Source organism: Comamonas thiooxydans, from assembly GCF_000964545.1.
Taxonomy (GTDB): Bacteria; Pseudomonadota; Gammaproteobacteria; order Burkholderiales; family Burkholderiaceae_C; genus Comamonas; species Comamonas thiooxydans.
Window position 1 is genome coordinate 63446 of sequence record NZ_BBVD01000003.1, and the last position, 24865, is coordinate 88310.

General features: G+C 63.5%; 24 protein-coding genes and 2 tRNA genes. 10 read left to right on the forward strand and 16 right to left on the reverse strand.

Features of this window, described 5'->3' with window-relative positions; all coding sequences use genetic code 11:
* Positions 1-123 precede the first annotated feature (123 nt).
* The 5 genes from Cth01_RS03990 to Cth01_RS04010 form a co-directional block, all read right to left on the reverse strand.
* A tRNA-Arg gene (locus Cth01_RS03990) sits at positions 124-200 on the reverse strand.
* A 2-nt stretch (positions 201-202) separates the two neighbouring features.
* A tRNA-Ser gene (locus Cth01_RS03995) sits at positions 203-292 on the reverse strand.
* A 31-nt stretch (positions 293-323) separates the two neighbouring features.
* On the reverse strand, positions 324-1640 hold the full coding sequence (gene serS, locus Cth01_RS04000) for a serine--tRNA ligase (RefSeq protein ID WP_003065910.1): 1317 nt from the start codon (positions 1638-1640) through the stop codon (positions 324-326).
* Positions 1641-1822: 182 nt separating this feature from the next.
* Entirely contained in the window at positions 1823-2812 is a 990-nt protein-coding gene (gene ispH, locus Cth01_RS04005; RefSeq protein WP_003065908.1) for a 4-hydroxy-3-methylbut-2-enyl diphosphate reductase, read from the reverse strand.
* Positions 2813-2976: 164 nt separating this feature from the next.
* On the reverse strand, positions 2977-3447 hold the full coding sequence (locus Cth01_RS04010; RefSeq protein ID WP_003052041.1) for an FKBP-type peptidyl-prolyl cis-trans isomerase: 471 nt from the start codon (positions 3445-3447) through the stop codon (positions 2977-2979).
* 116 nt (positions 3448-3563) lie between these two features.
* Here Cth01_RS04010 and radC point away from each other — a divergent pair, with 116 nt between their 5' ends.
* Together radC and Cth01_RS04020 are read left to right on the forward strand one after the other, a co-directional pair.
* Entirely contained in the window at positions 3564-4256 is a 693-nt protein-coding gene (gene radC / locus Cth01_RS04015) for a RadC family protein (RefSeq protein ID WP_034355793.1), read from the forward strand.
* The gene (locus tag Cth01_RS04020; RefSeq protein WP_034355642.1) at positions 4253-4909 is read left to right on the forward strand and encodes a Smr/MutS family protein; all 657 of its coding nucleotides are present in this window, start codon (positions 4253-4255) and stop codon (positions 4907-4909) included. Before radC ends, Cth01_RS04020 begins: the two co-directional genes overlap by 4 nt.
* Before the next feature lie 66 nt (positions 4910-4975).
* On the opposite strand, the gene Cth01_RS04025 is transcribed toward Cth01_RS04020, so the two are convergent.
* The 5 genes from Cth01_RS04025 to Cth01_RS04045 all read right to left on the reverse strand — a co-directional run bounded on the left by Cth01_RS04025 (position 4976) and on the right by Cth01_RS04045 (position 10757).
* On the reverse strand, positions 4976-6004 hold the full coding sequence (locus Cth01_RS04025) for a M48 family metalloprotease (protein ID WP_034355645.1): 1029 nt from the start codon (positions 6002-6004) through the stop codon (positions 4976-4978).
* 4 nt (positions 6005-6008) lie between these two features.
* Entirely contained in the window at positions 6009-6596 is a 588-nt protein-coding gene (locus Cth01_RS04030) for a LemA family protein (protein WP_034391628.1), read from the reverse strand.
* A gap of 97 nt (positions 6597-6693) precedes the next feature.
* Positions 6694-8784 (reverse strand): bifunctional 2',3'-cyclic-nucleotide 2'-phosphodiesterase/3'-nucleotidase, encoded by a 2091-nt coding sequence (locus Cth01_RS04035; RefSeq protein WP_034355651.1) that lies wholly within the window; start codon positions 8782-8784, stop codon positions 6694-6696.
* Positions 8785-8878: 94 nt separating this feature from the next.
* A complete protein-coding gene (locus Cth01_RS04040) occupies positions 8879-9283 on the reverse strand; it encodes a group II truncated hemoglobin (RefSeq protein WP_003065899.1) in 405 nt (134 codons plus the stop codon).
* A complete protein-coding gene (locus Cth01_RS04045; RefSeq protein WP_045838579.1) occupies positions 9273-10757 on the reverse strand; it encodes an MFS transporter in 1485 nt (494 codons plus the stop codon). The genes Cth01_RS04040 and Cth01_RS04045 overlap by 11 nt, the downstream gene beginning before the upstream one ends.
* A gap of 216 nt (positions 10758-10973) precedes the next feature.
* Here Cth01_RS04045 and Cth01_RS04050 point away from each other — a divergent pair, with 216 nt between their 5' ends.
* The gene (locus tag Cth01_RS04050) at positions 10974-11849 is read left to right on the forward strand and encodes a LysR family transcriptional regulator (RefSeq protein ID WP_045838580.1); all 876 of its coding nucleotides are present in this window, start codon (positions 10974-10976) and stop codon (positions 11847-11849) included.
* Positions 11850-11862: 13 nt separating this feature from the next.
* Here the strand turns inward: Cth01_RS04050 and Cth01_RS04055 are convergent, their stop codons facing one another.
* Positions 11863-14433 (reverse strand): ABC transporter permease, encoded by a 2571-nt coding sequence (locus Cth01_RS04055; RefSeq protein WP_082085631.1) that lies wholly within the window; start codon positions 14431-14433, stop codon positions 11863-11865.
* 45 nt (positions 14434-14478) lie between these two features.
* Here Cth01_RS04055 and Cth01_RS04060 point away from each other — a divergent pair, with 45 nt between their 5' ends.
* The 6 genes from Cth01_RS04060 to Cth01_RS04085 all read left to right on the forward strand — a co-directional run bounded on the left by Cth01_RS04060 (position 14479) and on the right by Cth01_RS04085 (position 18222).
* On the forward strand, positions 14479-15264 hold the full coding sequence (locus Cth01_RS04060) for a sulfite exporter TauE/SafE family protein (protein WP_034377784.1): 786 nt from the start codon (positions 14479-14481) through the stop codon (positions 15262-15264).
* A gap of 50 nt (positions 15265-15314) precedes the next feature.
* Positions 15315-16385: an adenosine deaminase family protein gene (locus Cth01_RS04065; protein WP_034377787.1), complete on the forward strand. Its 1071-nt coding sequence runs from the start codon at positions 15315-15317 to the stop codon at positions 16383-16385.
* A 101-nt stretch (positions 16386-16486) separates the two neighbouring features.
* Complete coding sequence (locus tag Cth01_RS04070) at positions 16487-16855, forward strand: hypothetical protein (protein ID WP_034377788.1); 369 nt, start codon at positions 16487-16489, stop codon at positions 16853-16855.
* The gene (locus Cth01_RS04075; RefSeq protein ID WP_080747099.1) at positions 16852-17343 is read left to right on the forward strand and encodes a low molecular weight protein-tyrosine-phosphatase; all 492 of its coding nucleotides are present in this window, start codon (positions 16852-16854) and stop codon (positions 17341-17343) included. The genes Cth01_RS04070 and Cth01_RS04075 overlap by 4 nt, the downstream gene beginning before the upstream one ends.
* Before the next feature lie 12 nt (positions 17344-17355).
* The gene (locus Cth01_RS04080; protein WP_034377839.1) at positions 17356-17895 is read left to right on the forward strand and encodes a CbrC family protein; all 540 of its coding nucleotides are present in this window, start codon (positions 17356-17358) and stop codon (positions 17893-17895) included.
* Positions 17896-17898: 3 nt separating this feature from the next.
* Positions 17899-18222, forward strand: coding sequence for a hypothetical protein (locus Cth01_RS04085; protein WP_052052998.1), 324 nt, complete (start codon positions 17899-17901; stop codon positions 18220-18222).
* Between the two features lie 272 nt (positions 18223-18494).
* Here the strand turns inward: Cth01_RS04085 and hppD are convergent, their stop codons facing one another.
* From hppD to Cth01_RS04105, 4 genes are all read right to left on the reverse strand, one after another.
* On the reverse strand, positions 18495-19583 hold the full coding sequence (gene hppD, locus Cth01_RS04090; protein ID WP_003065874.1) for a 4-hydroxyphenylpyruvate dioxygenase: 1089 nt from the start codon (positions 19581-19583) through the stop codon (positions 18495-18497).
* A gap of 41 nt (positions 19584-19624) precedes the next feature.
* The gene (locus Cth01_RS04095) at positions 19625-20005 is read right to left on the reverse strand and encodes a RidA family protein (protein ID WP_003065871.1); all 381 of its coding nucleotides are present in this window, start codon (positions 20003-20005) and stop codon (positions 19625-19627) included.
* A gap of 68 nt (positions 20006-20073) precedes the next feature.
* The gene (locus tag Cth01_RS04100; RefSeq protein ID WP_034377789.1) at positions 20074-21474 is read right to left on the reverse strand and encodes an amino acid permease; all 1401 of its coding nucleotides are present in this window, start codon (positions 21472-21474) and stop codon (positions 20074-20076) included.
* A gap of 48 nt (positions 21475-21522) precedes the next feature.
* Positions 21523-22848, reverse strand: a complete 1326-nt coding sequence (locus tag Cth01_RS04105; RefSeq protein ID WP_034391646.1) for an NAD(P)/FAD-dependent oxidoreductase — start codon at positions 22846-22848, stop codon at positions 21523-21525.
* A 228-nt stretch (positions 22849-23076) separates the two neighbouring features.
* Between Cth01_RS04105 and Cth01_RS04110 the strand changes: the two genes are divergently transcribed.
* Complete coding sequence (locus Cth01_RS04110; protein WP_034355669.1) at positions 23077-23712, forward strand: TetR/AcrR family transcriptional regulator; 636 nt, start codon at positions 23077-23079, stop codon at positions 23710-23712.
* A gap of 113 nt (positions 23713-23825) precedes the next feature.
* Here the strand turns inward: Cth01_RS04110 and Cth01_RS04115 are convergent, their stop codons facing one another.
* A complete protein-coding gene (locus Cth01_RS04115) occupies positions 23826-24725 on the reverse strand; it encodes a DMT family transporter (protein ID WP_034405189.1) in 900 nt (299 codons plus the stop codon).
* Positions 24726-24865: the final 140 nt, after the last annotated feature.

The window sequence follows — 24865 nt, forward strand, 5'->3', positions numbered from 1 at the left end:
GCAAGACCTGATCAAGGCCCGACCGGACACTGCTGTGTCCGGGCCTTTCTGTCAAACGCCTATCTCCCGCAGACGCCAGAAACGAAAAAGCCTCAGAGTATTTCTACTCTGAGGCTTAACGTTTGGTGCGGCTGGCAGGAATCGAACCCACGACCCCTTGGTTCGTAGCCAAGTACTCTATCCAGCTGAGCTACAGCCGCATTGGCGGAGAGGGTGGGATTCGAACCCACGGTACGTTTGCACGTACGCCTGATTTCGAGTCAGGTACATTCGACCACTCTGCCACCTCTCCTGTGTCGAAGCATCTATTGTAGCCTAAAAAATCAGGCCTTCAGCAAAGTTTTGCCGCCCATGTACGAAACCAGTGCTTCGGGAACGGTGATCGAGCCGTCGGCGTTCTGATAGTTCTCCAGCACGGCGACCAGCGTACGGCCCACAGCCAGGCCGGAACCATTGAGCGTGTGCACCAGTTCGTTCTTGCCCTGCGCATTCTTGAAGCGGGCCTGCATGCGGCGCGCCTGGAAGGCTTCGCAGTTGGAGACCGAGCTGATTTCGCGATAGGTGCCCTGTGCCGGCACCCAGACTTCGAGGTCATAGGTCTTGGCGGAGCCAAAGCCCATGTCGCCCGTGCACAGGCTCATCACGCGGTACGGCAGACCCAGCTTCTGCAGCACGGCTTCGGCGTGACCAGTCATCTCTTCCAGCGCTTCATAGCTTTTTTCGGGATGCACGATCTGCACCATCTCGACCTTGTCGAACTGGTGCTGGCGGATCAGACCGCGCGTGTCGCGGCCGCCCGAGCCGGCTTCGGAACGGAAGCAGGGGCTGTGTGCGGTCAGCTTGATGGGCAGGCGGTCTTCGGCCAGCACTTCATCGCGCACCAGATTCGTCAGCGGCACTTCGGCCGTGGGAATCAGGTACAGAGCCGCGGTATCGGGCAGGGGCTCGGCATCCTGGCCGCCCTTCTGGGCAGCAAACAGATCGCCTTCGAACTTGGGCAGCTGGCCCGTACCCTTGAGCGAATCGCTGTTGACGATGTAAGGCACATAGCATTCGGTGTAGCCATGCTGCTCGGTCTGCAGATCCAGCATGAACTGGGCAAGCGCACGGTGCAGGCGCGCGATCTGGCCCTGCATCACGGTGAAGCGGGCACCGGAGAGCTTGACGCCGGCTTCGAAGTCCAGGCCGATGGGCGCACCCAGATCGACGTGATCCTTGATCTCGAAGTCGAAATTCCTCGGCGTGCCGAAGCGGCGCACTTCCACATTGCCTTCTTCGTCGGCGCCCACGGGCACGGACTCATGAGGCAGATTGGGCACGGCCGCCAGCATGGCCTGCAGCTCGGTCTGGATCTGATCCAGGCGCGTGGCCGATTGTTCCAGCTCGGTCTTCATGGCTGCCACTTCGGCCTTGGCGGCTTCGGCGGCGTCCTTTTCGCCCTTGCCCATCAACATGCCGATCTGCTTGGACAGCTGGTTGCGCTTGGACTGCAGCTCCTCCGTGCGCGTCTGGATGGACTTGCGTTCGGATTCCAGCGCCTTGAAGGCTTCCACGTTGAGGAAGGCTTGGGGGTTCTTGCGGGTTTGCAGTCGGGCGACGACTGAATCCAGGTCTTTGCGGAGAAGTTGAATGTCGAGCATAGATGGGGATTTTAGAGCGACTGGCCGCACCCGGCCGATACACGGGGGATGGCAGCAGTCAGCTATCAAAAGCAAAGCGCCTTGCGCAGGCTATTCATTGAATTTCAGCATAAAACTATCTGAAATTACCGAATACCATGCGCAAGGCGCTATGAAGTTGCAAGCATTCAGCTTGCCATGACTCAATGTCCGGTCTCGGGCGCCTTGCGCACTTCGATCTCCAGGCCCGTGGCCGCGTCGATCTTCAGACCCTTGGGCAGCGGGAACTTGATGGTTTCCTCGATACCGTCCATCTTGCGCACGGCGACTGCGCCCAGTTGCCGGATGCGTGCGATGACCTCGTCGACCAGCACTTCGGGCGCCGAGGCACCGGCGGTCAGCCCCACGCGGGCCGCATCGGCAAACCACTCCTGCTTGAGCTCGAGCGCGTTGTCCACCATATAGGCAGGCGTGCCCAGGCGATCGGCCAGCTCACGCAGGCGATTGCTGTTGGAGCTGGTCGGGCTGCCGACGACGATGACCAGATCCACCTGGGGTGCCAGCACCTTCACGGCGTCCTGGCGGTTCTGCGTGGCATAGCAGATGTCCTGCTGCTTGGGCTCGCGCACCAGAGGAAAGCGTGCCTTGATGGCGGCCTTGATGCCCGCAGCATCATCGACCGACAGCGTGGTCTGCGTCACCACGGCCAGCTTTTCGGTCTGGCGCGGCGCCACCTTGGCCACATCGCCCTCGTCCTCGACCAGATGAATGCCTTCGGAGAGCTGGCCCATCGTGCCTTCGACCTCGGGATGGCCCTTGTGGCCGATCATGAGGAATTCGTAGCCTTCCTTGGCCAGCTTGGCGACTTCCACATGCACCTTGGTGACCAGCGGGCAGGTCGCATCGAAGATGGCAAAGCCACGGCGCTCGGCCTCCTGCTGCACGGCCTTGGAGACGCCGTGGGCCGAAAAGATCAGCGTGGCGCCGGGCGGCACTTCGTCCAGCTCCTCGATGAAGATGGCGCCCTTGGCCTTGAGATCGTTGACCACAAAGGTGTTGTGCACGATCTCGTGGCGCACGTAGATGGGCGCGCCGAACTTGGCCAGCGCCCGCTCCACGATCTCGATGGCGCGATCCACCCCGGCGCAAAAGCCGCGCGGCTCGGCCAGCAGGACTTCCTTGGCTCCCACCATTTCAATACCCCCTGGCGCTACGCACCACTCGCACGGCATGACACTGGCGCGCTTGAAGCGCGGGACGGCGGCGCGGGCCGACCGCAGCAAGGGCCGCCCCGCAGCAAAGGCCGTCGTCCCCCTTGAAGGGGGAAGCTGCGCAGCAGCTCAGGGGGTGTGTCATTTCAAAGTACCCCGATCAGCTTCACTTCAAACGTCACGGGCTGGCCGGCCAGCGGGTGGTTGAAGTCGAACAGCACGGCGCCGTCCTCGCGCACCTGCACCACGGCGCCGGCGTAGCTGCCGCTGCCGTCGGGCGTGGGGAACTGCACCACATCGCCTGCGGTGTATTGCTCATGCGGGTCGCCGAGCTCGTTCATGAGCTTGCGGGCCACCCACTGCATCATGTCGGGGTTGCGCTCGCCAAAAGCCTCGCCTGCAGGCAGCTCGAAAGTCGTGTGCGTGCCCTCGGCCAGGCCGATCAGCTTGTCTTCCATGGCCGGCGACAGCTCGCCCGCACCCAGCGACAGCGTCGCCGGCTTTTCGTTGAAGGTATTGATCACATCGCCCGCAGGGCCCGCCAGGCGGTAATGCAGCGTGAGAAAAGAGCCTGCCTGCACGACGGGCAGATCCGAAGGGGTTGCGCTTGTGGTCATGAAAGTCCCGATAAACTGGGCTGCATTGTAAGAGCGAGCCTATAACCTCTTCGCCGCTGCGTTGAGATGGCCGACCCGCCCCTTCCCCCGCCTTGTGCAAGCGAGCACTGACGCCCATGCCCATCAAAGACCTGCCCCTGGATGCCCAGCCGCGCGAAAAGCTCGCGCAGCGGGGTGCGGCTGCGCTCTCGGATGCCGAGCTGCTGGCCGTCATTTTGCGCACCGGCATAGCCGGCAAGACGGTGCTGCAGATGGCGCAGGAGCTGCTGGAGCTGCCCGGTGATGGCCAGGGAGCAGGCGGTCTGGCCAGACTGCTGGCCGCCGACTACAAGGCTTTGACAGCCGTCAAAGGCCTGGGCCCAGCAAAGCGAGCCGAGCTGATGGCCGTGCTGGAGCTGGCCCGCCGTGCCACGGCACAGCAGCTGCGCGAGCGGGAAGTCTTTTCCTCCCCCGAGGCCGTCAAGCACTATCTGCAGCTGCATCTGGCGGCCAGGCCGCACGAGGTGTTTGCCGTGCTGTTTTTGGACAGCCAGAACCGCTTGCTGGCTCTTGAAGAAATGTTTCGCGGTACCTTGACGCAAACCTCCGTCTACCCTCGTGAAGTCGTGCTGCGCGCCCTGCACCATCAGGCCGGCGCGGTGATCCTCGCGCACAACCACCCCAGCGGCAACGTGCAGCCCAGCAGTGCCGATAGCGCGCTGACCGCCACTCTCAAGGCCGCTCTGGCTTTGATCGATGTACGCGTGCTCGACCACATCATCGTCGGGCCGGGCGCCGCCTGCTCCATGGCCGAGGAGGGTCTGCTATGAGCCACGCACACCGCTCGCTGCAGGATCTGGCCGGCATCTCCCGCCATCTCAAGCAGATGCGCGAACAGGCCGAAGCCCTGGCCCTTGCGCAGGCCGAGGCGCGTGCAGCGCGCGAGCGTGAACGCAATCTGTTTGCGCTCAGCGTCGGCAAGGTCACGCCACTGCGCTCGCGCAACGAAGTCAGCTTTCTCGAGCCAGCGCCCTCCCCGCTGCCGCTGCAGATGGTGCTGGACGAACAGAATGTGCTGCGCGAAGCCATGAGCGACGAGTTCGATGTCAGCACCCTGCTGGACGTGGACGATCAGCTGAGCTTTCGCCGCCCCGGCATTGGTCTCGACGTGACCCGCAAGCTGCGTGGCGGCCACTGGAGCATTCAGCGCCAGCTGGACCTGCACGGCCTGCGCTCGGACGAAGCCCGCGAGGCGCTGGGCCAGTTCATCCGGCTGTCGCACCGCACGGGCGTGCGCTGCGTGCGCATCGTCCACGGCAAGGGCCTGGGATCGCCGGGGCGCACCCCCGTGCTCAAGGGCAAGGTGCAGCGCTGGCTGGTTCAGAAAAAAGAGGTTCTGGCCTTTGTCCAGGCCCGCCCGGCCGAGGGTGGCGCGGGCGCGCTGGTGGTGCTGCTGCAGCCGGGCAAGCGCAAGCTGTTCTAACTGTTTTAGGATCCAATCTGATAGCCACCTGCACCTATGTGCATTGGGTTTCAGGCCTGAAACAGCTTATCTTCCCTGCGGCACGGTGTTGAGCGGCAAGGGTAGCGGCCGCATATTGCGGCCGTAGATGCGGCGTATGCGCTCGGGCACCGTCGGGTGGGATTCCAGCCAGTCTTCGAGGCGGCTGGCATGGGGTGTTTCGGCCAGCAGCATATGCTGCACGATGCGCTTGTCCAGCCCCTGGTGGCTGCGCGTATCCTGCTGCCAGCTGCCGTACTGCTGCTCGGCCAGTTCACGCTGCGTGAGCACCTTGCGCAGCACGCCGCCCAGCCCATCCTTGCTGCGCGTCCACTGCACGGCACGCGCATCGGCCAGATACTCGCGCTGGCGCGATACGGCGGCCTTGAGCAACTGGCCGCCCAGCCAGCCGACAAAGCCCGCAGCCTGGATAAAGAGGCCGAACCATTGCATAAGAATGCTGTCGCGCTCGCGCAGGCTCTGGCCGAAGTTGTGGATCAGCTCCAGCCCGTAGACCATGCCGGCCAGCTGCATGTTCAGGCGCGTGTCGCCCTCGCGCAGATGGGACAGCTCATGCGCCACCAGGCCCTGCATTTCCTCACGGCTGAGCTGGTCCAGCGCCCCCTGGGTCACGGCGATGACGGCGTCCTGCGCATCCCAGCCCGCCGCAAAGGCATTGATGGCCTCGGTACGCGCCAGCACCGCGACCTGGGGCGCAGGCCAGTGCGCCGCAATGCACATTTCATCGACGATATTGCACAGCTGCTGCTCGGCCAGCGAGCTGCCGGGCCTGGCCTCGCGCGCACCCACACGCTGAGCCAGCTTGCGCCCGCCATGGCGCAGCTGGTCCAGCTCTATCCAGCAGCCGCCCAGCACCAGCAGCAAGGTCACGCCGATATTCACAGCCGCAAAGCCAGTGGGATAGTCCCAGCCGCCGAATGCCAGAGTGCCCAGCCACCAGGCCAGCATCAGGCCCAGGTGCACCGATGCCACCACGGCCAGCACGCACAGGCCGAACACCAGCAGCAACCAGCGCGTGCTGCGCCTGGCCTGGCGCTGTCGCTCCCAGAAACGCATGCGCTCAGAACCTGACCTGAGGAACGGCGCGCTCCTGCTCGCTCTGGGTCGAAGCCAGCATGTCCATATGCACAAAACCCACCAGCCGCGCCACGATCAGATCCGGGAACTGTCCGGCCTGGTTGTTGAATTCCAGCACCTCGTCGTTATAGGACTGACGCGCAAAACCGATGCGGTTCTCGGTGCTGGTAATCTCTTCGCTGAGCTGCTGCATGCGGGCATCGGCCTTGAGCGTGGGATAGGCCTCGGCCAGCGCCATCAGACGCCCCACCTGACCGCCCAGCACCTGCTCCGCAGCCATCAGAGCCCCCATGGCCTGCGCCTTGCCCGGCGACTGACGGGCCTTGTCGGCAGCGCTGACGGCCTCGCCTCGTGCTCGAATCACAGCCTCCAGCGTCTGGGCTTCGTGCTGCATATAGCCGCGTGCAACCTCCACAAGATTGGGAATCAGGTCATGACGGCGCTTGAGTTGCACGTCGATCTGCGCAAACGCGTTCTCCACCTGGTTCTTGTGCGTGCGCAAGCGGTTGTAGAGGGCAATTGCCCAGATCACGATCACCACAACCACTGCCAGCGCGATATATGCCGTCATACCCTCTCCCTGAAAATTTTCTCGCATCATAGCCAGTCCCAGAAAAAAGCCGCCGTGGCCTTTGGAGCCACGGCGGCAGTTGTTGCGGCAACGCTGCCTACTTGGACAGATCGAGCTGGTATTTGCTCATGCCCTTGCCCGAGCCGTCATCGGCCGCCAGCACAGACACTCCCGTCAGGCCTGCCGCCTGGGCCACGCTCAAGGCATTGGTGCCGGAGCTGAACACCACCGGGCCGGCCGTCGTCACCTTGGCAAAGCGCCAGCTCTTGGCTGCGCCATTGGCCGCTCTGGTGATCTGCGGATTCTTGCGCACATACTCGATCACCACATCACGGTTCGCATCGGGCGATGCCCAGATGGCCGACGAGCCGTCGAGCTTGGGGATGAAGCTGGCACCGCTGGTGGCCCGGTAGTTGTTGGTGGCGATCACGAACTCCTGCGCCGTATCCATGGGCTTGCCCAGATAGCTGAGGTTCTTGATACGGCTGCCCAGCGGCTGGGTCACATCGATCTCGTACTGCACATCGGCGGTGGTGAACATATCGAAGTTGTAGCCCGGGAAGCTGCTGATCAAGGGCTGCTCGGCGGTCTTGTTCACGTCGATCTGGTTGAAGCGCTTGGCTGCAGCCTCCAGCCAGCTCTTGATGTCCGCGCCATTGACCTTCACCGCATATACGGTGTTGGGGTAGAGATACAGGTCGGCCGCGTTGTAGATGGCGAGCGAGCCGGCAGCCACATCGGTGAAGTCCTTGCCGCCCTGGAAGCCGGACTTGAACGGCGCGCTCACCGACAGCACGGGCAGGCTGGCGTACTGCGGCAGATTGGCCTTGATGTAGCTGGCCACATAGGCCTGCTGGGCCTGGTTGACGATCTGGATGGCACCGGGGTCGCCCACATCGGCAAACAGCGTGCTCATGCGGAAGTCCGTGCTGCCTATGGGCGTCTTCACGTAGCTGATGGCCGCCTGATGCTGTGCCTCGATCAGCGGCGCGACGGCCGGGTCGGCATCCACAAACACCGTGGCACCCGCGGCATCCTTGTTCTGGATGTTGCGCAGCTCGCTCTTGCTGCCGGTCTTGGCCACGCTCCACTTCTTGCCGTCCCATTGCAGCGGCAGCTGGATCACGCCCAGAGCCTTGCCCCAGGAGCTGGCCATGACCGCAGGCACGCCGTTGATGGTGCCAGCCTGGTTGTCCACACCGTTCTGGCTGTAGGCAGGCTTGGCCGACAAGTCGGGGAACACGCTGTGCTGATGGCCCATGACCATGGCGTCGATGCCCGCCACCTTGGACAGATACAGGCCGGGGTTCTCCATGGTGGCCGAATAGGCCGAGCCGTCCAGACCACCATGCAGCAGCGCCACCACCACATCGGCACCCTTGGCGCGCAACTCTGGCACGTATTTGCCGGCAGCCTCCACCGCACCTTCGGTGTAGACCTTGCCTTCGAGATAGCGCTTGTCCCAGTTCATGATGCCCGGCGTGGTGAAGCCGATCACGCCGATCTTGATGGGCAGCTTGACTTCCTTACCATCGCTGCCCTTGGCCACCATGGTGCGCTCCAGCACGGCATAGGGCTGAACCAGCGGCTTCCTGGTCTTGCTGCTATAGACATTGGCCAGTACGGCTGGATAGCCGTTGCCCGCACATTTCTGGCTGGCATCCACGCCATCCACATCCAGACCGCCGCCCAGCACCTGGTTGAGAAAGGGCAGGCCGTAGTTGAATTCGTGATTGCCCAGCGTGCCCGCGTCAAAGCTCAACGCGCCCATGGCCTTGTACATGGACAGCTGCTGCGTGCAGGGTATGGGCTTTACCTCGGCCTCGTAGTCGGCCAGGGCCGTGCCCTGAATGGTGTCGCCGTTGTCCACCAGCAGCGTGTTGGCAAATTCCTTGCGAGCCGCACGGATCAGCGTGGCCGTGCGCTCGAAGCCATAGGTCTTGTCCTCGGCCAGCTTGAAATAGTCATAGCTGCGCACATTGAAGTGCAGGTCCGTGGTCTCCAGAACGGCCAGCGTCGCCGTGGCAGGCTGCGCGGTCACAGGCGTCGTGCTGCTGTCGTCGCTGCCGCCGCAGGCGGCCAGCAATGCGGCACAGCCCACGGCCGTCAGCACATGGCGGCGTTGTTGCAATGCCGAGAAGAAACCGCCCGAGCGCAGCTTTGCGCCAGGCAAATCGAAATCCTGCATGGTTGACCCTGCTTGTTGAAAAACAGGCAGTGTCGGCAGGGCTTCTTACAGCATCGTGAAGGAAATTTGACGCTTTGAAACTGGGCTCAGGAACTCAGGCGCCGCGATTGCGCATCCAGTCCGCCGTGTTCATGAAGCTGGCCTTGAGGCGCGTGCGCAAGGCCTCGGGCACCTCGGTCTCGCCCATGGCCTGATCCATGCAAGCCACCCACTGGTCGCGCTCCTGGATCCCAATGGAAAACGGCATATGGCGCATGCGCAGACGCGGATGACCGAAACGATCCTGGTAATAGTCGGGGCCGCCCAGCCAGCCGCAGAGAAACCAGAACAGCTTCTGGCGCGCATCGGCCAGCGTGCTGCCATGGGCGGCGCGCAGCTCCTTGTAGCCGGGCTCCAGATCCATGAGGTCATAGAAGCGGGTCACCAGTTGCTGGACTTTCTCTTCCCCGCCTATCCATTCGTAGGGGGTATCAAACGGGGGCTTTTCTTCAATCTGCATGTGTAGCGGCTTTGCGAGTCAGTCCCGATTGTCGGACATGCGGCATGTCCATACCCGAGCGCAGGAATGCGAAAACCCCAACGGCCGTCAGCACCGTCACGCCTGCCAGCACATCGAGCAAGGTGGAAAAAGCCAGGCCATAGGCCTTGAGCAGCTCGGCGGCCGACGCATCCTGCATCAGCGCCTGCACTCCCTGCATATTGCCGGTGACCAGCATCTGGGCCACGGCCGAGCCCTGCGTCATGGAGGGCGAGAGAGCAGCCAGCTCCCGCGTCAGCAGCACGGCCAGCGCTGCCCCGACCACGGCCAGGGCAATGCCCTCGCCCGCCACACGCACGGTGCTGAAGATGCCCGTGGCCATGCCTGCACGCTCGCGCGGCACCACGGTCACGGCAAGCCCGTCCATCAGCCCCCAGGGCAGGCCTATGCCCAGACCGATCAGCAGCAGCGGCGCGGCCATCTGCGCCAGCTCCGAGCCGGGTGGACAGCGCCCCAGCCACAGCAGGCCCACGGCGCAGACCAGCAGCCCCGCGCCGCACAACAGGGCTGCCGACAGCCAGCGCGCAAGCCAGCCCGCCAGCAGTGGTACGAACAGCATGGGCAGCGACAGTACGAACATGCGCTGCCCGGCCGCGAGCGGCGCCAGGCCTTCCACGCCGATGAAGCGCAGCGGCAACAGCACCAGCAGCACCACAAAGGCGTAGGCCGGTGCTGCGGCCAGCAGCTGCACACCGACAAAGCGCGGATAGCGGAACAGCGACAGGTCCAGCATGGGGTGAGCACTGCGGCGCTCGATCTGTACAAAGGCCGCTGCCGCCAGCAGGGCAGCCGCCAGGGGCAGCCATGTGCGGCCATGCGACCAGCCCGTTTCCGGGACTTGCAGCATGCCCCAGGTCAACAGCGCCAGCGCCAGCGTGAACGACAGCGCGCCCGGCAGGTCCAGCCGCTGTGCCTGCGGATTGCGCGATTCCGGCATATGGCGCAGGCCCAGCAGCAGCGCAGCGGATGCCGCGGCGGCTGCGCTGAGCACTACGCTGCGCCAACCCCAGCTTTGCAGCAACCAGCCCGACAGCAAGGGCCCGAAGGCCAGTCCCACACCAAAGGAGGTGCCCACGAAACTGAAGGCACGGGTACGCCGGGCTCCATCGTAGGCCTGGGCCAGGCCGGCGGTGCCTGCCGCCAGTGCAGCGGCCGCGCCCAGTCCCTGCAGCGCCCGCAACAGATCGAAGCCGATGATGGCCCCCTTGCCCTGCAGACAGACCTGCAGCAGCACGCTGCCCACCACGACGGCCAGCCCCGCAAGAAACACGCGCCGCCGCCCGTAGACATCGGCCAGTGCTCCTGCCGCCATCAATGTGGCGCCGAAGCTCAGCATGAAGGCATTGGTGACCCAGTTCAGCGCCAGAGGGCCGCCGCCCAGAGCCTCACGCAGCGCCGGCAGCGCCACGGCCGGCCCGGTAAAGCTCAGCGGCATGGCCAGCGCGGCCAGGCAGACCGACAGCAGCCCCCATGCAGGCGATGCGCGGCGGGTGCAAAAAGAAAGGTCCGCGTGCGGGCGGGATGGGGAAGTGGGGCAAGACATGGAGGGCTGGCGTCGTGAATCAATCAGACATGCAAGATAAAAGCTCTCCAATGAAACGAAAATAGCTTTAGCACTCCACACAATCCCAACCAAAGGTTGCCAATCACCATGGACAGCTTCAGCGGACTTGAGTCCTTTGTACGTGCCGCCGATCTTCTGAGCTTTGCCGAGGCCGGTCGCGCACTCGGCATCTCGGCCTCGGCCGTGGGCAAGAACGTGGCGCGCCTGGAGCAGCAGCTAGGCCTGCGCCTGTTCCATCGCACCACGCGCCAGGTTCGCCTCACTCAGGAAGGCAGCCTGTTCCACGAGCGCTGCCGACGCATCCTCGACGAGCTGCACGATGCACGCGCCGCCATGCAGGCCGCCGCCGAAGCGCCGCGCGGCCGGCTGCGCGTGAGCCTGCCCACCATCGGCTACCGTTTTCTGCTGCCCGTGCTGCCCGAATTTCAGGCCCGCTATCCCGAGGTGGAGCTGGATCTGGACTTCAACGACCATCTGGTCGATGTCGTCGAAGCCGGCCTCGATGTGGTCATCCGCAGCGGCGAGCTGGCCGACTCGCGGCTGGTGGCGCGCCGACTGGGGCCGTTTCGCTTCATTCTGGCAGCCTCGCCGGCCTATCTGTCCAAGCGCGGCGTGCTGCTGACGCCGCCCGACCTTGCCGGACACAGCAGCCTGCGCTATCGCTTTCTGAACAGCGGCAAGCTCGAGGAGTGGATGCTGCCCGGGCTGCCGGCCATGCCCATCGCCCTGGTCTGCAACAATATGGAAGCCATGCTGGGCGCGGCCGTCTCAGGCCTGGGCCTGGCCTATATGCCCGACTTCCTGGCCCGCGACGCACTGGCGCGTGGCGAGCTCCAGCAGGTGCTGGCCGAGCAGCTCACGCATAGCGGGCAGTTCTCGGCACTCTGGCCCTCCAGCCGCCAGCTCTCGCCCAAGGTCAGGGCCTTTGTGGACTTTGCGAGCGAGCGGTTGTTCAAGGGCTAACCTTAGAACATTCTTATTCCGCCGCCTGGCGCAGCGTGATCATCACGGGGCGGCTGACCACCTCGCGCAAGGCCCACCAGCCGGCCAGCCAGGCCAGCAATGCGCCCGCCAGCGCGCCCACCAGGGGCACCCACCAGAGCACATTCCACTCGAAATCAAACACCCAGCGCGCCAGCGCCCAGCCCACAGCAAGGGCCACACAACTGGCCAGAAAGCCGGCCATCAGGCCCACTCCGGCCAGCTCGGCGCTCTGCACCTGCTGCAGCAGGCCCGACCTGGCGCCCACGGCGCGCATGATGGCGTATTCGCGCGCTCTTTCCTCACGTGTGCCGGTGACGGAAGCAAACAGCACCACCAGCCCCGCCACCAGCGTGAAGCCGAACAGAAACTCCACGGCGCGTATGACCTGGTCCATCACCTGCTGCACCTGGGCCAGCGTGCTGCTCAGGTCGACATTGGTGATGTTGGGAAATTCATTGACCAGTGCATTGTCAAAGCCCTTGATGTCGGGCGCACGATAGGCCGCCAGATAGGTCACGGCCACGTTCTCCAGGTGCTGCACGGGGTAGATCACAAAGAAGTTGGCGCGCATGGAACTCCAGTCCACCTTGCGCAGGCTGGTGATGCGGGCTTCGCTTTCCTCGCCGCCGATATCGAAGCGTAGCGTGTCGCCCAGCTTCAGGCCCAGGGTCTTGGCAATGCCTTCTTCCATGCTGATCGCGCCCTGCTCGCCCGCCTGCCAGCGGCCGCCCACGATCTGGTTGTGATCCGGCATGGTTTCGGCAGTGGAGATATTGAACTCCCGGTCCACCAGGCGCTTGGCACGGTCTTCCTCATAGTCATCGGGGCTGACGGCCTTGCCGTTGACGGCGATCAGCCGGCCGCGAATCATGGGATACCAGTCATAGCTGTGCACGCCAGCCTTTTTCAGCGCGGCCTGAAAGTCCTGCGCCTGATCGGGCTGGACATTGATCACAAAGCGGTCGGGCGCATTGGCAGGGGTGGCCTTGCGCCAGCTGGCAATCAGATCGGTGCGCAGCAGTACCAGCAGCACCAGGGCCAGCAGCCCCACGGCCAGCGAGCTGACCTGCACCACGGCATACACGGGCTTGGCCGAGACCTGGCGCGTGGCCATTACCAGCCATCGCGGCGCCGTGGCCTCATTGACCACCTGGCGCAGCAGCTTGACGGCCAGCCAGGCCAGGCCCGCGAACAGCAACACGGCCACGGCAAAGCCGCCCACGGCAATCAGGCCCAGCTTGATGTCGCGGCTGGCCACCATCAGCAAGGCCGCAAACCCCGTCACGCCCACGCCCAGCACCAGCCATGAGGCGGGTTTGAGCGCCCCCAGATCGCGCCGCATCACGCGTAGCGGTGGCACCTGGGCCAGCTGCAGCACGGGCGGCAGGCCAAACGCCAGCAACAGGGTCAGCCCCATGCCCATGCCGAACAATGCGGGCCACAGGCTCGCCGCAGGCAGGGCGGACTCGACCAGTCCGGCCAGCAGCCAGACAAACACATGGTGCACGGCCCAGCCCAGCAGCACGCCGGCCGCGCTGGCGGCCAGGGCAATGCTCACGAATTCCACGACATAGGCCAGGGCAATACGGCGCTGACTCTGGCCGAGCACGCGCAGCATGGCCGACGCATCGAGATGGCTGTTGGCAAAAGCACGCGCCGCCAGTGCCACGGCCACGGCCGAGAGCAGCGCCGATAGCAGCGCCACCAGACTCAGGAACTTCTCGGCCCTGTCCAGGGTCTGGCGCATCTCGGGGCGGCCGCTTTCCAGCGATTCCACACGCACGCCATGCAGGCTCTTGGCCAGCTCCTGCGCCCAGCCCAGATAGTCTTGCGCAGCCCGTTCTGCGCCGCGCCCGGCGTCTGCCTGCGCAGCCACGGCCAGTCGATAGGTGATGCGGCTGGCCGGCTGTACCAGGCGCGTGGCGGGCAGGTCGGCGCTGTTGATCATCACGCGCGGGGCAAAGCTCATGAAACCCGCGCCACGATCGGGCTCGATGGCGATGATGTGCGAGATATGAAAGCTCGCATCGCCCAGCAGCAGTCTGTCGCCGAGCTTCAGGCCCAGCGCCTCCAGCAGCGGCGCATCGACCCAGGCATGGCCGCTTTCGGGAATCGCCCGCACTTCCAGATCCGGCTGGCCCGTCCCCTGGTTCAGATTCAGCACGCCGCGCAAAGGATAGCCGGGCTCCACGCTTTTGAGCGCCACCAGACGGCTGGCACCACCCTGCTCCTGAGCGGCCCGCGCCATGGTCGGAAAGCTGGCCGTGGCCACGGTCTGCAGCCCCTGCTGCCTGGCCTGCTGCACAAAAACCGCGGGAGCGGGGTTGTCGCTGACCACCACCACATCGCCGCCCAGCAACTGGCGGGCGTCACGCTGCAGGCCTGCCTGCAGGCGGTCGGCAAAAAAGCCCACCGAGCTCAGTGCCGCCACGGCCAGCAGCACGGCCACGATGATCAGGCGCAGTTCGCCAGCGCGCAGATCGCGCCAGAGATTGCGCAGCCCCAGAATCCAGACAGATGATGCTTGCATGGTCTGCACGATAGCGCAGCGGCCTGCCGCCATGCCAGAACTGCATGGCAATGTCCTGCTTGAGCGGGACGATAATCGGTGCCTTCAGACGGAGGCCAGAACGTGGAAGTGATCTTGGTGGTGGCCCTGGGGGCTGCGGTGGCAGGCTTTGTGCAAGGGCTGTCGGGCTTTGCCTTCGGCATGGTGGCCATGTCGTTCTGGGCCTGGGTGCTGGAGCCGCAACTGGCCGCCGTGCTCTCGGTGTTTGGCTCGCTGACGGGGCAGATCATTGCGGCCTTCACCGTGCGGCGCGAATTTCACTGGAAGTCGCTGCTGCCGTTTATCGCCGGCGGTCTGGCCGGCATTCCCATGGGCGTGGCCGTGATGCCGCATCTCAATATGGACTGGTTCAAGTTCGGCCTGGGCTGTCTGCTGGTGCTGTGGTGTCCCACCATGCTGCTCAGCGCCCACCTGCCCCGGCTGACGCTGGGCGGCGGCCTGCTGGCCCGCTGCAGCGATGCGATTGCGGGGCTCATCGGCGGCGCCATGGGCGGGCTGGGCGGCTTCAGCGGCACCGTGCCCACGCTGTGGTGCACGCTGCGCGGCTTTGAACGCCATGTGCAGCGCACGGTGATCCAGAACTTCAACCTCTCGGTGCTGGCCGTCACCATGGCCAGCTATCTGGCCACCGGCCTGGTCAAGCCCGCCATGTGGCCCTCGTTCGCCATCGTGCTGCCGGCCGTGCTGGTGCCCGTGATCTTCGGCACCCGCGTCTACAAAGGCGTGAGCGATGCCCGCTTTCGCCAGATCGTGCTGGGCCTGCTGACCTGCTCGGGCATCGCCATGCTGGCGGCGTCCGTGCCGCGGCTGTTCCTTGCACCCTAATGTAAAACTGCCTACGGCAAGGCTGATCGCAAGCCACTACCATCTGCGGCATGAATGCCGCGCCTACTGCCCCCACACCTGAACTGACCGCCTTTGCCCACGCCATCCCCAAGATGGAGTTGCACTGCCATCTGCTGGGCACGGTCAGAAAAAACACCTTCATCGAACTGGTGCAGCGCGCCAAGGCGCCGCTGACTGCCGAAGAGATCGAGGCTTTCTACACACGCGGCGAAAAGCCCGTGGGCGTGCTGCGCGTGCTGCGCGCACTCGACGAGTGGCTGCTGCAGACGCCGGCCGATCTGGAGCGCATTACCTATGAATATCTGCAGGATGCCGCCGCCCACCAGGTGCGCTATGCCGAATTCTTCTGGAACCCCACGGGCACGGTGCAATGCTCGGGCATGAGCTATGCCGCCGCCCAGCAAGCCATCCTGGCCGGCGCCGCAGCCGCGCAAAAGGATTGCGGCATACGTGGCCGCCTGGTGCCGTCCATCGACCGCGAAGCCCCGGCCGAGGCCGCCGTGCAGATGGTGCAATGGATGCTGGACAACCGCCATGACGATGTGCCCGGCATCGGCATCGACTACCGTGAAAACGAGCGCCCGCCCGAGCTGTTTGTCGAGGCCTATGCGCTGGCGCGCCAGAACGGCCTCAAGACCACGGCCCATGCCAGCGAGTTCGGCCTGCCCTGGAACAATCTGCAAACGGCCATAGAGACTCTAAAGGTGGACCGCGTCGACCACGGCTACACCGTCATCGACAACCCCGAACTGGCCCGGCGCTGCGCCGATCTGGGCATTGTGTTCACCGTGGTGCCGACCAATTCCTACTACCTGCGCACGCTGGCACCCGAGCGCTGGGCGCTGGACCACCCGATACGCCAGATGCCCGGCCTGGGCCTTCGCGTGCATCCCAACACCGACGACCCCACGCTGCACCATGTGGACCCCACAGGGGCCTGGACCAAGATGGTCAGCGACTTTGGTTTTTCGATTGCCGACCTCAGGGACTTCATGCTCAATGGCATCGATGCGGCCTGGATAGACGAGAGCGAAAAGCGCAGCCTGCGCCAGCAGTGGAGCGCAGAGTTCGATGCATTGAGCAGCACACACCACTTCTAATCAAATATCGCTGCAGCGCTTTCCCATAAAGTGCCTTCAGCTATCAAAATCAATTCAAGCAGGCAGAACACCCGCCTCCTCTCTTAACGACCATCTGCCCTATGCCGTCAGACAAGCCCTCCAGCCTTGAAGAGATTCAGGCGTCCATTGCCAAACTCAGAGTCACCGAACAGCAGCTCGAAGCCACCGCGCAGAAGTACGAAAGCAAGATGCAGAGTTCGAGGAAATGGAACTATCTTGCCGTGGCCATGGCCGTGGTGGTCTGCGCCGTCGCATGGCTCAATCAGGCCTCGCCCTGGCTGCGCTGGGGTGTTCTGCCCGTGGTGCTTTTCATGGTGCTGTTCTTCGAAGGCATGCGTCGCCTGCTGGGCGTGACCATGCAAAGCAGCATGCGCCAGCTCAAGACCCAGATCCGCACACTGGAAACCAGGATGGCCGAGGTACAAGCCACAGTGAAAGATCAGTCATGACTGCCGCCAAACCCGTTCGCGTTCTCATGGTCTGCACCGGAAACATCTGCCGTAGTCCCACTGCCCACGGCGTGCTGGAAAAAATGGTGGCGGATGCGGGTCTTCAGCATCTGGTGCAAGTGGACTCCGCCGGCACGCACGGCTATCACGTAGGGGAGGCTCCCGATGCCCGCAGCCAGCAACATGCGCGCCGCCGGGGCTATGACCTCAGCGGGCAGCGTGCGCGGCAGCTGACGAAGCAGGATTTCGACGCTTTCGACCTGGTACTGGTGATGGACAGTGCCAACGAAATCGCTGCGCGCCGCATTGCCACACCCGCCCAGCAGCAGCGCATGAAGCGGCTGACCGACTACTGCCAGCGCTTTGACGAGCGCGAAGTGCCCGATCCCTACTATGGCGGCGACAGCGGCTTCGAGCATGTGCTCGATCTGGTGGAAGATGCCTGCCGAAATCTGCTGCAAAACATCGTCCAGAATCGCCAGACCTGAATGGAGCTCTCCATGGATTTGCCGAAATTCCGACTCAGCCCCAATGCCTATGCACTGGATCTGTTTGTGGCTGAAAGCGGTACCTGCTCCTGCTGTGGCCAAGCGCGTGAGCTCAAGTACAACAGCTCGTTTTACAGCCGCGAAGAGCCGGACTATCTCTGCCCCTGGTGTATTGCCGACGGCAGCGCGGCCAAGCACTATGAGGGCGAATTCAACGACTACCTGGGCATTGAAGGCGTGAGCGCCGATCCCGACGAACCTGACAGCATCGTCATGGATCGCGTGCTGCTGCTGGAAGTCTGCGAACGCACGCCCAGCTATCACAGCTGGCAGCAGGAGCAGTGGCTGGTGCATTGCAACCAGCCCTGTGCCTTTCTCGGCTATACCGATTACGCCGAAATCCAGCCCCTGCAGGCCGAGTTGCAAGCCGATATAGCCAACATGCCGGAGCGCTATCTGCAGGCCATCAGCAAGACCGGTGATCCGGTGGGCGGCTACCTGTTTCGCTGCGTGAAGTGCGGCATGCACCGGCTGCACACCGATTGCACCTGAGGCATGAACACGGACATCATGCGGGTGGAGTTCAGCCACCATATCGACGCCAGCGAAGCTGACGCCGAAGGCTTTTACGAGTACTACTACGAGTACGACATCTACCGCTTTACGCTGGGCGGCCTGAGTCTTGTTGTGCGCAGCTATAGCGATACCTGGGAGCAAGCCAGCGTGCTGCGACTGGAAGAAGCCGGCAAGTCACGCCCGCTGCAGCCCAAGGATCTGAAAATGCCTCTTGTCCAACAGGCGCGGGAGCATCTGCAAAGCCTGGGCAAGCAGGAACTGCGCTGGTTCAACCCCAGGCACGCGCGCTACGACCCGCTTTGAGCAAGCCGCTGAAGCGCTCAGGCTACGGCGCACCCACCGCCAGTTCATGACGGCCGCAGACACCCGGCACCGTAGCGCCCGGAAAATGCAAGCCTTCGGAAAGCGCCTGGCGCAGGGCCTGGCGCTCTTGCCGCGTGGCCCGCATCAGTCGATACATGCCCGCATGGTCGATGAAGCCGGCGGTGCGCAGTCCAGCCCCTAGTTGCCGATGGCGACGCCAATACGCCAGCCGCTGTCGTCCACCGTACGGAAGCGATCGATCTTCATGGTGCTCACTCCTTGGCGGTTTCGAGCACGCCGCGGTTGATCTGGTCGCGTTCCATGGACTCGAACAGCGCCTTGAAATTGCCCTCGCCAAAGCCTTCGCGGTAGTTGCCCTTGCGCTCGATGAACTCGAAGAACACGGGTCCCAACAGCGGCTCGGAGAAAATCTGCAACAGCAGGCGTGGCTGGCCGCCTTCGGTGGTGCCATCCAGCAAGATGCCACGCGACTGCAACTCGCCCACGGGCTGGCCGTGGCCGGGAAGGCGCTTGGCGAGGTTCTCGTAATAGATGTCGTTGGGCGCAGTCAGCAGCGGAATGCCAGCCATCTGCAGGCTGTCGATGGCCGTGGGCAGGTCTTCGCACAGCAGCGCGATGTGCTGTATACCCTCGCCATTGAACTTCATCAGGAATTCCTCGATCTGGCCACCGCCCTGCTTGGCTTCCTCGTTCAGAGGAATGCGGATCAGGCCGTCAGGCGCAGTCATGGCCTTGGAGGTCAGGCCCGTGTACTCGCCCTGGATGTCGAAGTAGCGGATTTCCTGGAAGTTGAACAGCTTGTTGTAGAAGTCGGCCCAGTAGGCCATGCGGCCGCGGTAAACGTTGTGCGTGAGGTGATCGACGACCTGGAAACCGTGGCCCTTGGGATTGCGGTCCACACCGGGCAGAAACTCGAAGTCGATGTCGTAGATGGACTTGCCGTCTTCGTAGCGATCGATCAGGTAAAGCGGCGCACCACCGATGCCCTTGATGGCGGGCAGGCGCAGCTCCATGGGGCCGGTGGGAATGTCCACGGGCTGGGCGCCCAGCTCCAGCGCGCGCTTGTAGGCCTTGTGCGCATCCTTGACACGGAAGGCCAGGCCGCAGGCACTGGGGCCGTGCTCGGCCGTGAAATAGGCTGCCTGACTCCTGGGCTCGCGGTTGATGATGAAATTGATGCCACCCTGGCGATACAGCACCACGTCCTTGGAGCGATGCTTGGCCACCAGCGTGAAGCCCAGCTTCTCGAACAGCGGCTCCAGCACGCCGTCTGCAGGCGAGGCGAACTCGACGAACTCAAAGCCGCACAGGCCCATGGGGTTTTCGAACAAATCGGTCATGAGGAGGTTTCCTGAAAAAAATGAAGTTGATGATGGCGCGATCAGGCGGTTTTATCCAGCGCCTGGACTTCGATCTCAACGCCTACGCCAAAAACCAGCTGAGCCTGCACCAGGCTGCGCACCGGGTAACGGCCTTCCTTGAAATAGCTTGCATAGACCTTGTTGAAGGCATCGAAATGAGCCAGGTCGCTGAGCCAGATATTGGCCTTCACCACATCGTCCAGCGAGCTGCCCACCGCCTCCAGCCGCGCCGCGATGGCCTTGAGCACGGCATGTGTCTGCTCTTCGATGGGGCCGGTGAGCGGACGCTTGTCCTCGCCGAAGGGGATCTGCCCCGACAGCATCAGAAGGCCGCCTGCGCGGACTGCGGAAGAGAAGGGCATGCCGCCGGGCGCGGGATAAAAGGTTGCAGTGGAGTTCATCGAAGTGCTCTCAAGGTTCAGGTGGTTACAACAGGCTGGCGCCAAGGTCTGCGCAAGCCCTCATTCAATCAAACCGCAGTCTGCACCAGCCGGACGGGCTGGCGAAACACCATGCGGTACATGGCATAGACCGCCAGCACCCACACCGGAATGGCATAGGCAGAGGCACGTACTCCGGGAGTGAGCAGCATCACGACCACCACCAGCGCCATGGCCGCCAGACAGATGTAGTTGGTCAGCGGGAACAGCGGCGCCTTGAAGCTGCGCGGCGTGCCCTTGGCATCATGCAGCTTGCGGTAGTTCAGGTGCGAAATGATGATGATGGTCCAGATGATCACCAACGCCGCCGTGATCAACGAGATCAGCAGCTCGATCACGCCGGCAGGCGCCACATAGTTCAGCACCACGCAGAAGGCAGTGACGATGCCGGGATAGACGATGGCCTTCACGGGCACACCGCGTTTGTTGACTTCAGCCAGCGACTTCGGTGCGTTGCCTTCCTGGGCCATGCCATACAGCAGACGGCTGGAGCTGTAGACCATGCTGTTGTAGACCGACAGCGTAGCGGTGAGGATCACGAAATTCAGCATATGCGCGGCCAGGTGCTCGCCCATGCCCGAGAACACCAGCACAAAGGGACTGCTGCTGTAGGTGCCGCCACCGGCCTTGAGCTGGGCCACCAGATCAGTCCAGGGCGTCAGCGACAGCAGCACGGCCATCGAGCCCACATAGAACAGCAGCACGCGCACCATGAGCTGGTTGATCGCCTTGGGGATGACCTTGCGCGGCTCTTCGGTTTCTGCAGCGGCAAAGCCCAGCATTTCCACGCCGCCGAAGGCGAACATGATGAAGGCAAAAGCCATGAACAGACCCTTGACGCCGTTCGGCAGGAAACCGCCTTGCGTCCACAGGTTGCTGATCGTCTGTGTGGGGTTGTGCGTGGTGGACAGCAGGTAGATGCCCGTAGCGATCATCGCCACCACGGCCACGATCTTGATCAGTGCGAACCAGAACTCAAACTCGCCATAGGCCTTGACGTTGATGAAGTTCACGCCGTTGATAAGCACAAAACAAACGGCGGCCGTCACCCAGACCGGGATATCGGGCCACCAGAACTGGATGAACTTGCCCACGGCGGTCAGCTCCAGCATGCCCACCAGCACATAGAGGGCCACGCAGTTCCAGCCCGACAGGAAACCGGCAAAGCGCCCCACGTAGCGATTGGCGAAATAGCTGAACGAACCGGCAGAAGGCTCCTCGACCAGCATTTCGCCCAAGAAACGCATGATGAAGAAGATCAGCAGGCCGCCGATGGTATAGCCCAGCAGCACGCCAGGGCCGGCCAGCTCGATGATGCCGGCCGAGCCCAGAAACAGCCCGGTGCCTATGGTGCCGCCCAGCGCAATCAGCTGGATATGGCGGTTCTTGAGCTTGCGCTCCAGATGCCCGTTGGAGGAAGGGGTATGCATGGTTTGTCTCCTGTTATCTATATCTACCTATGCGGATCCGAAAAGCGCTTACTGCTCGGCCCTGCCGCGCCACATATCCCATGCCAGCGTGAGTCCCACGCCGATGTCGCGCAGCGGGCGCGGCGGGATGTAGTTGGCAGTGCCCTCGACGAGGAAGTCGTCGATCAGCGGGGTCTTGCGGCCCAGCGCCAGGTCGGCGATCAGCATGCCGGCAGCGGTATGGCGCACGATGCCCGAGCCGTTGCAGCAGGACGCTGCCCAGGCGTTGTCACCAATCCGGCCAAAGGCGGGCGCATGGTTGTGCGAGACCGCCAGCCAGCCCATCCAGAAATGCTCGAGTTCGATGGCCCCGAGCTGTGGAAAGCGGCGGCGCAACAGCGCCTGGTTCATGGCCCTGGCCTTGGCGCGGCGCCCGTCAGTGGTGCGCAGGCTGGGTGAATACTCGAACCCCTGGCGGATCATCAGCCGCCGGTCGTGCGTCAGCCGTACCGTGGAACCCGCCACGCCATGCGCGGGCGTCACACCCCAGGCGACATCCGTTCCCAGCTGAGCGATCTGGGCATCGCTGAGCGGGTGGGTGAGGCTGGCGAACAGCAGAATCGGTACCTGGCGCTCCTGGTAGACGCCGAATGACTGCGAGAACGCATTGACGGCCAGAATGGCCTTGCGCGCACGGATGCTGCCCTGGGCCGTGCGGACAAAGGGAGCCGCGCCTTCGAGCTTCGCCTCGATGACCGGCGAGTTCTCGAACAGCTGTACCTGGGACGGCAAGCTGTCGGCCAGACCACGCACCAGCGCCGCGGGATTCATGAGGCGCGTGCCCGGCGTGTAGACCGCTGCCGCGTAGTAATCGGTGCCTATGCGCTGGCGCAGCGCATCACGATCCAGATATTCATGGGACTCCTGCCAGGCATCCAGATTGCGTGCATAGGGCTTGAGCGACTTCTGCGCCACCTCCTCCGTCACCGCCACGTGGTAGCGGCCGCGCTTTTGCCAGCCACAGGAGATGCTGTGCTCAGTCACTGCCCGCTCCAGTGCATCCACGGCAAAGCGGTTGACGCGGATCACGCGGCGGCCCGCCTCGACCGCAGCATCGGAAGGCGCCGAGCTGTGCGGCAAATCGATCGCGAAGCCCGAGTTGCGGCCCGAGGCGTTCTCCCCCACCACGCCCGCATCCACCACGGCGATGGAAGCATCAGGTTGCTGTTGTGCCAGCTGGCGTGCTGCCGCCAGCCCCGCATAGCCGGCGCCCACGATGACCCAGTCCACCGCCACATCGCCCTGCAGCGGCGCCTTCGGCTGGCGAGTTCCCAGCAGCGCGCTCCATCCATTGGTGCGGTCGTCGGCGGGAAGGCAGTAAACAGAGCGTGACATGGCGGTTTCCAATAAGAGCCCTCGGAAGCTGACTCGCTCTCCAAGGTCGCTGATGAACAACAATGGAGGCGGAGTCTAAAACATAAAACATTAAACGTTTAATCTTTATTTATCATGGATTACCCGAGGGTGAAATTACCCAAGCAGGCCCATCCAGCCGTCAGTGCCGGAGCGTGTAGCATCTGGTGTGGTGCGTCATCGACGCCTTATGAATCACACACGCAGCCCATGAATCAAACAGGAAGCAAAACCGCCCCCCGCCGTACCCAGGCAGAACGCAGTCAGACCACTCAGCGCAAGATCATCAAATCCGCCATACGACTGCTACAGAAGGTTGGGTTTCAGCAGACCAATCTGCAGGAAATTGCGCGTGGCGCCAAAGTCACGCTGGGGGCGGTGCAGCACCAGTTCGGCAGCCGTCAGGCGCTGATGGAGCAGGTGGTCGATGAAATCATGGCGCCGCTGGCGGCTGCGGGCGCGGGCTGGCCCGAAGATGCCGCCCAACTGCCGCTGGAGCCGCGCGCTCGCGAATTCGTGCGCAGGGCCTGGCAAAGCGTCTATGCCCAACCCAGCTATGTGGCGACCTGGAGCATGTTTTTCGGCTGCAAGAGCACACCGCTATTCGAGCGCATCAACGCGCACCGCTCCCAGCATGACCCAGCCTCCTTCGAACACTTCGTGAAGGTTTTCCCGGAAATCGCCGAGCGCCATCCTCAGCCCAGCCACTTTGCATCTGTGGTGTTTGCTGCGCTGCGAGGCCTGGCCGTCATGCGTCTGTTCGAGATCGACGATGCAGCAGCCGAACATCAGTTGGAGGTGATCTCCCAGATGATCGTGAACGCAGGCACGATCAACCAGGCTTGAGCCGCAGGCAGCAGCGGCTTTCGCACCCTGAACAAGCCAGGCCCATATTAACCAAATCGGCTTGAAATGCTTTCTTTACAAGCGCTTCACGCTATCAAACATGAGCTCCAACCTCAGGCTGTTGACCGACGCCCCCAGTTCATCACGGCTGTACCCAGCACCGCCATGGCGCCGCCGAGCACCATGGAGCCTTCAATGCTCTCGCCCAGCAGCAGGGCAGAAAGCAGCACGCCGATCACCGGCACCAGCGTGATATAGCCCGAGGCCGCACCTGCGCCCAGCGATTTGACGCCCGCGAAGTACCAGGCATAAGCCAGGGCCGTGGAGCCATAGGCCATGAAGACCATGGCAGTCCAGGCAGTGCCGCTGGCCTGAAATGCCGAAACCAGCCCCTGCGGGCCTTCCAGCACCAGGCTGGCGGCCAGAAGCAGCAAGGCGCCAAAAATGGAAGTCACGGTGGTCGCAGCCAGCGCATCCACGCCTGCCAACATGGCGCGGCCAATCAGCGTGTAGCAAACCCAGCAGGCCACGCAGCCCAGAATCAGCATCTCGCCCACCCCTACCGTTCCGTTGAGCAATTGCATAGGGTCGCCATGCGAGATGACCACCACGGCGCCGCAGGCCGCCAGCAACATGCCCAGCGCAATGGTGGCGTTGATGCGCTCCTTGAAAAGCCACACCGCAAACGCCAGCGTGACCACCGGATTGAGCGTGATGAGCAGCGCCGCCTTCCCCGCAGGCAGATACTGCAGACCCGTGAGGAAAAAGCTGGCGTAGCCGAACACCCCGGTCGCGCCTGCGGCAAACATGCCCAGCCAGGTCTTGACAGACCAGTGCCTGAGAGCACCCAGCCCGCCCGAGAAATACAGCCAGGGCAGCAACAGGGTCGCAGCCAGCAAAAAGCGCAGCGCCGATGCCGCCAGAGGCGGCATATTGAGCGCCAGAATGCGGCCTGCCGGCCAGGAAGCGCCCCACATCAGGGCCATGCCCAGAAGACGCAGGTGTGCGCTCATCAAAGAGCTCTTGACGGATTCGGAAATCATGAAGATGGCCAACAAAAAAAGCCGCGGCCATTCGATCGCGGGCAGCGGCTCAGATCAGGGATCTAAAGACCCAATATACCCGCAACACATTCCGGATGGATGCATGCCGC